The sequence below is a fragment of the Candidatus Zixiibacteriota bacterium genome (assembly GCA_034003725.1).
Lineage (GTDB): Bacteria > Zixibacteria > MSB-5A5 > GN15 > FEB-12 > WJMS01.
This window is the reverse complement of record JAVEYB010000008.1, coordinates 179352-185771: the sequence shown is the minus strand read 5'-3', so window position 1 is coordinate 185771 and position 6420 is coordinate 179352. Positions and strand designations below refer to the sequence as shown.

Here is a 6420-nt window from a genome sequence, read left to right as displayed (position 1 = left end):
GCTGGTCAGATACAACGAGCAGCGGTGTCACGACGCCCTGGGCGGCCTGCCGCCGACGATCTTCCGGGAACGTCAAACCGCCGAAAACTCTACTTATGAATTGTCTACTTGACAGGGAAGCTTACGCACGGAGTGAACGTGAGAGAGCAGATCGGCGGTTTCGAAGACGGACGCGGCCCAGACAGGTTGATCATCCGCGTTGCCGCGGCTCCAATAGCAGTTCGAGTGAGATGCGCAAGTAGTGCAAGTAGTTGTCCAAATTCCACTCGATTGCATCAAGTGGGAATAGCAGCGACCTGCCTTCCTCGTGAAAGAGAATCAGTGCATCGTCTCGAAGCATTTTGTGTTTGTCATGAAAGAGAACGTTGACCCACTGATCCAATATGCCGGCGTGGTGATACTCTGGTGTGTGTGAAGCCACTCGTTTCCACTTCTCTGACTGCAGGACCTCCTCGACAAGGCTTTCACGGGTCGGTGGAGAGTCCAACTTTTCCGCCAGTGGTCGTAACACTATCGTTCCCTGATGTGCGATGTAATCTCTGCACACCTTAAGGTGATCAATCCACTTGATAAATCTCTCTTCTACAAAGACCTGACCCAGATCCCTGTGAACTGCAATTACCTTCGCTCTGAACTTGGGATTGCCCAAGCTGATAGTTACCTTATTGTTGATCCGCATGCCCAAAATGTCTTTGATCAATCTTGAGAGCTGCTCGATCCCACCCCAAATCTGGTGGTAGTATGCCGAGAGGAACAGGCTGCACTCAAAAATGAATTTCTGTCTCTCCCAACCTTTACGTTTGGACTTGCGTCTCTGGATCCTTAGAAAAAGAAGACGATCATGTAGAAAGACAGTCTCTGCAATTCGATTTAGGAGCAGCGAGCGGCAGGTTTCAAGGGTGTTGACAGGGAGTCCCTTTCTACTCCAAACCTCCACGAATGCTTCCGAAAACGGTCTGGCCGAGTCATGTAGCATACTGTGAAAACCCGTCCAGGGCATATTGAAAACGGGCTTACCCATGGACCAAGGCAAGTCCATTCCACGTGAAAATAGCTCCACCTCCTCCATCAACCCTGCACAGTTCTTAACAGCGGTGCCGCAAGACTTCTCAACCCGTTCAGAAAGTTCCAGAACCGAGTCATCGAGTGTACAAATGCAGTCGAGATCATGTTTCAGCGAGACTGTACGGAGTCTTTCTTCATCTGCCCTCAACTCCAACTCTTCGCAAAGGGGGACCATGTTGTATCCCCGCAGTATCGTTGGAATTGATAGATTTGACCAATAAACGTTGAGAATCGCTGAATTATGATCGCTTGTCTGCCAGTAATATCTGATGAGGCTCAACTGGCGAATCAACCTGTCTGCGAGAAGCAAGTCCATGCGTGCATCGACCAGGACCGCATACAGTCTCTGAATTGGGCCTGCGTTAGTTATTTCTGGATAAACATCCCCGAAAAGCGTAGGCATCTTCCCCCCGCTCCTATCCCCCCTACTCCCCTTTCAGCCTGATTGGGAAGAGGTCGATGATGTTGGCGTGCGGATTGGGGATAACGTGGGCTGAGTGCACGTCGCCGATACCTTTGGCGGCCGCGGCGCCGGCTTCGACCGCCGCTTTGCACGCTGCAACATCGCCGCGCACAATCACGGTCACCAGACCGCCGCCGATCCGCTCATAGCCGACCAGCGTTACCCGTGCTTCCTTCACCATGGCGTCGGCCGCCGCGATCAGCGCCGCGAGTCCGCGGGTTTCCACCAGGCCTACTGCCTCCATGCACGCTCCCTGAGTTTGCGGTTGGTGTCCTGTGCTTTTGACGCTGACTGTACTTTTCGAGCCGGGCGAAGTCAATTAAAAAGTACCGTGCGGCGCTTCTCCAGCAAAAGCAAAAGCGGCATGCCGATGACGTAGCAGGAAAGGAACTGGCCGATTCCGATCATCTGCACGGCAAACCAATAGTCGACACCGATAATCGGCGCGAGGTAAACGGATACCCCGATGGCGTTAAAGAGGACGGCGGGGGCGGGCGCAAGCCATTTGCGCCAGGGTCCCAGCGGCCAATGGTAGATCCATCGCGTGGTGCCCGCGGCAATGAGCGTGATCAGCGAGCCGATAACGATATCGAGCCAGCCCATGCCGCCGAAAATGTTCGCGACGATGCAGCCGATGAACAGGCCGGGAACGGCCGCGGCCGACAAAAACGGCACAACGCTCAGCGCTTCGGCAGCCCGTACCTGATAGACGCCGAACGAGAGCGGATAGAGGGCCAGGCTGATTGCCGCGTACAATCCGGCGACCACGCCCGCGACCGCAACCGATGATACGCGCGATCCCGTCATGCCGACCAAGAAACAACTGCTTCGCGGTGTCGGTCAACGCATATCGGCGAGACGCATTCGCTCATGGCTCAAGCAGCTCCACCGGACGACGGTCAAACTTCGAGTCGGTCAGCCGCAATTGAGCGACTCTACCGACTTCGATCTCGATCGGCGCGTGATGCATCGACGGTGTCACGACCAGTCGCGCGCCCCCGGCGAAGACGCGCACCGCCAGCGGGATATAGACGCCATCGAGCGTGCGGTCACCGGCGTCGAGACGAACGATCCGGTGTTCGGTCATGGCCTGGACGAATCGATCGAGGATGTCGCCGGCGGGTCCGCCGCCGTCGCCGTTGCCGTGCCGCTGCCGATCCATTTCCGTGAGGAAGTAGCGGGCGCGGTCGTCGGGCCGCCCGACCGGCGGCCGTCCTTCGATCTTCTCTGCCAGTCTCCGCAGTCGCCTGCCGAAATAGGGCTGCTCGACCAGCGGATTGTTACGGAGGCAGAACAACAGGAGTTCTTTGTCCTCGGTGCACAGGTCGAAGAACGAAAACGCGGAGTCCTCGCCCAGATGGTAGCCGGATTGGTCGGCGACCACCGGGATGTGCATTTTCTCCAGAGAGGCGAGGTCGCGGTAGATGGTGCGCGGCGAGACGCCGCACTTTTTGGAGAGGTCGGTGATAGACGCCGCCCCCTCGGTCCTGATCAGATTGATCAGGAACATGATCCGTTCGGACTTTGTCATGATACCCCCTTGTGCTCACATTGCCGCGGACGGCGAGTGAACCCCGATATCGCCGCGTCGCGTTGTTTTACAGCGTACCTACCCCAGGCGCTTGTTGCGGCCGGCGGCGTTTTTGGGTGTGGCCGGCCGGTGATCCGATCGGTAGCGAGCCGCCAGCGCCCCGGCGATGCGACCAAGCCGGTAGCGCAGTTCCGGCGGCGCCAGCACCTCGGCCTCGCTGCCGAATCCGAGTATCCATCGCTCTATCTCATCGAGACCGCGTACTGTCACACGATAGAGGACGGTGTCGGGACCTGTTGTTTCGATGGACTCGTTCGAATGGTGACGGGCGAGTTGTACCACACGCGCGGCGGCTCCGCGCAGGGCCACCTCGACCGCGATCGGCTCGCCGCTGTAGAGCTCCCAGCTTCCTTCGAAATACCGTTGCGGATCGATGTCAGTATCACGACGGAAGTGTCGGTCGGTCAGGCGCAATTCACGGATGCGATCGATCCGAAACGTGCGAAAGTCTGAGCGCTCGCAACAGAACGCCACGAAATAAAAGGCCCGACCTCGGAATACTATAAAATACGGCTCTACGACACGTTTCGTCAATCCCGAATGAACAGAATCATACATTATTTCGATTTGTCTCGTTTCCGAGACCGCGCGCTCAAGATCGGCGAAATATCGCTCCACGCGGCCGGATTCGGCTGTTGACGGTATATCGACGTGGGTGGTAGTGACGGCGGTGCGCCGTTTCTGCCTTACCAGATCCGACAGGCCGGCCTCGACTTTCGCGCGAATCCTCTTCAGCAGTTTGCGATATCGCTCCGCCTGATTAAGGGGCGTAGAGTCGAGCGCCAGTTTGAGCGCGGTGTACTCCTCGAAGTCAAAGTTGAGCGGCGGAAGGAAATTGTCGGACGCCAGTTTGTAGCCGTTGTCGTAGTAGACCGGCACGTTGGCTTCGGAGAGACTCAGGATATCCCGGTAAATCGATCGTTCGGTAACGCCGCATTCGACCGCGAGATGCGCTGCGTTCAGGTTTCGCCGAGTCCGCAGCAGATTGAGGATGTGCAGCAGCCGGTCGTATTTGGTCATACCCATGTGGGGACCTCCCTTATGGTCAATATACGACACAGGCGGCGCCCCGGTCAATATGGGCAATCCCCCATTATCGGGGAGTATTACCCCACAGGTGAGAAGTCGGGCCGAGGCCGACATATATCCTCCAAGTATCTGTTGCATATGGCGTTACGCGACTTTTTCGGCCCGGCACCGCACTTGCGTTTCCCCCTGGAACGAAGAAGAGGAACAGACAAGCCAAGGGGAAGGCCATGGCACGAAGAAAATCACGCAGACAGCAAGACGGACCACGGGAGTTCCGTGATTCGTTTCTGGTAAATGTCGCGAGCAAGTTCGGGTTGGGACTGATCGTGATTGTCGTATTCCTGACGCTGGTTCAGTGCTCGATCAAAAAGCCCGAAGCTCCGGCATGGAACACGCAGTTTACGGTGCCGGTCATCAATCGGACGTACCCGATGGAGGAACTGGTCGACAAAATCGATCAGGAAGGCATCGAAATCAGTGATGACAGTACGGTCGTCTATTCGTTCAGCGACGATATCGATACCGTGCGGCTGGACGGCGAACACCTGACGACCGATGATTTGTCGTACTCGATCGCTCAGCCGGTGGGCCTGATACGGCTCGACCCGCCGGTGGTCGATCCGGTCAGCACCGATTACATGGATATCATCGGCCTGGCAGCCGGAGCGGTCCCCCCTACCAGTTTTCAGATAACCAGCGACCTGCCGCCGGTGGACAGCTACCAGCAGGCGACGATCGCGACGGCGCGGTTGTGGGTGATCGTGGACAACGATCTCGGACTGGACCTCGACCAGGTCGACGTAACGCTTCGCGACGTAACGATGGGACAGGTTGTCGGCACGCAGTCGCTGACCGGAGGAATTGCCGACGGCGACAGTGATTCGCTGAGTTTCGTGCTCGACAGTCGGACGATTTCAAATGAATTCGAAGTACAGTCCGACTGCCATACGCCCGGCGGCACGGTCCTGAGCGCATCGGACAAGGCCCTGACGGTGGCGGTGCGATTCGACGAAAACCTCTCAGTATCATCGGGCGTCGCCAAAATACCCGCGCTCACGCGCGCGTTCGACCAGCAAGTGGATTTGGGCGAGACCGATCCGGTGTATCACGCAACACTGGCGGCGGGGCAGCTTCTGCTGACAGTGAGCAACAACACGGCGCTTGACGCCGTGCTGGATATCATCCTTCCGGATGTCGTTTCCGGCGGGCAGCCCCTGTCGGTGTCGCAGCCCGTGGGGCCCAACAGCAGTGACGTGGTATCGGTCAACATTGCCGGCTACGATCTGGTCCCGACCGACTCGACGGTTCCGCAGCAGGTCACGGTCGACGTCACGGCAAGCCTTCCCGGCTCGGGAGACGTGATGGTGGCGGTGGACGAGACCGACGATTTCACGGTAACGGCATCGCTGACCGGGCTGGAGTTTTCCTCGATTACGGGGCGTTTCGCCGGCACCGACGCGACAATCGAGCCGACCTCGCAGGAGATCGACGTGCCGGAGGGATTTGACCAGATCGAGCTGCAGCACGCGATCGTGACGCTCGAAGTCGAGAATCACGTCAACATGGCGGGGACGGTTGATCTACTGCTGAGCGGCGACAACGGAAAGTCGCATGTGTTTACCGGCGATATCGACGCCGGGACGCCGGGTGGGGCGACGGTCACGATGATAGTCGATTCGACGGTCGCGGACTTTCTGTCTCCGCTGCCGGGGCGGATCGATATTTCGGGCACGGCCGTGTTCGGCGACGGCGTGACGGTGTCGACGGTGAACGCCGACGACTTCGTATACGCGCAGGTGCATATTCTCGCGCCGTTGGAGTTCGTGCTCGGCGAGACACAGATCGATGCGGATATCGAACAGGAAGAAGTCGAACAGGATGATATTGATCTGATCACCGAGCATGTGATCGAGGCGCGTTTCGTCTACACGATTACCAATCACCTTCCGCTGGGCGTGGATATCGACATACTGCTCGGCGGCGATTCCACCACAGTGATGACAAATCCCGGCCTGACGATTTCCGGCCTCGGCGTCAACGCGGCGCCGGTGGTCGCGGGACTGGTTTCGGACAGCGTGACGAGCGGGGAGCAGGTGATCGTGCTGGACTCGGCCGATATCCAGGTGCTCAAAAACGACACACTGTATGTCGGGCAGCAGATCACGCTGCACGGGACGGACGGCCAGGTGGTGCGCCTGACCACAAACGACTGGCTGCGGGTCGAAGGCTACCTCCAGGTCGAGTACCGGTTCGACGGTGAGTTTTGAGGAAG

At 58.1% G+C, this 6420-nt stretch carries 6 protein-coding genes; 1 reads left to right on the top strand and 5 read right to left on the bottom strand.

Going from position 1 to position 6420, the window contains the following annotated elements:
* Window positions 1–190: 190 nt before the first annotated feature.
* From RBT76_10780 to RBT76_10760, 5 genes are all read right to left on the bottom strand, one after another.
* Complete coding sequence (locus tag RBT76_10780; GenBank protein MDX9858267.1) at window positions 191–1468, bottom strand: hypothetical protein; 1278 nt, start codon at window positions 1466–1468, stop codon at window positions 191–193.
* Window positions 1469–1490: 22 nt separating this feature from the next.
* Window positions 1491–1772, bottom strand: coding sequence for a BMC domain-containing protein (locus RBT76_10775; protein MDX9858266.1), 282 nt, complete (start codon window positions 1770–1772; stop codon window positions 1491–1493).
* Between the two features lie 71 nt (window positions 1773–1843).
* A complete protein-coding gene (locus RBT76_10770; GenBank protein MDX9858265.1) occupies window positions 1844–2335 on the bottom strand; it encodes a QueT transporter family protein in 492 nt (163 codons plus the stop codon).
* 61 nt (window positions 2336–2396) lie between these two features.
* Window positions 2397–3059: an HTH domain-containing protein gene (locus RBT76_10765; protein MDX9858264.1), complete on the bottom strand. Its 663-nt coding sequence runs from the start codon at window positions 3057–3059 to the stop codon at window positions 2397–2399.
* A 78-nt stretch (window positions 3060–3137) separates the two neighbouring features.
* Complete coding sequence (locus tag RBT76_10760) at window positions 3138–4145, bottom strand: YafY family protein (GenBank protein MDX9858263.1); 1008 nt, start codon at window positions 4143–4145, stop codon at window positions 3138–3140.
* Window positions 4146–4375: 230 nt separating this feature from the next.
* On the opposite strand from RBT76_10760, the gene RBT76_10755 reads away from it, so the two are divergent.
* Window positions 4376–6415, top strand: coding sequence for a hypothetical protein (locus tag RBT76_10755; protein MDX9858262.1), 2040 nt, complete (start codon window positions 4376–4378; stop codon window positions 6413–6415).
* Window positions 6416–6420: the final 5 nt, after the last annotated feature.

Coding starts and splice junctions, on each gene's coding strand:
- RBT76_10780 (MDX9858267.1), bottom strand. CDS start 1,468: ATGCCTACGCTTTTCGGGGATGTTTATCCAGAAATAACTAACGCAGGC.
- RBT76_10775 (MDX9858266.1), bottom strand. CDS start 1,772: ATGGAGGCAGTAGGCCTGGTGGAAACCCGCGGACTCGCGGCGCTGATC.
- RBT76_10770 (MDX9858265.1), bottom strand. CDS start 2,335: ATGACGGGATCGCGCGTATCATCGGTTGCGGTCGCGGGCGTGGTCGCC.
- RBT76_10765 (MDX9858264.1), bottom strand. CDS start 3,059: ATGACAAAGTCCGAACGGATCATGTTCCTGATCAATCTGATCAGGACC.
- RBT76_10760 (MDX9858263.1), bottom strand. CDS start 4,145: ATGGGTATGACCAAATACGACCGGCTGCTGCACATCCTCAATCTGCTG.
- RBT76_10755 (MDX9858262.1), top strand. CDS start 4,376: ATGGCACGAAGAAAATCACGCAGACAGCAAGACGGACCACGGGAGTTC.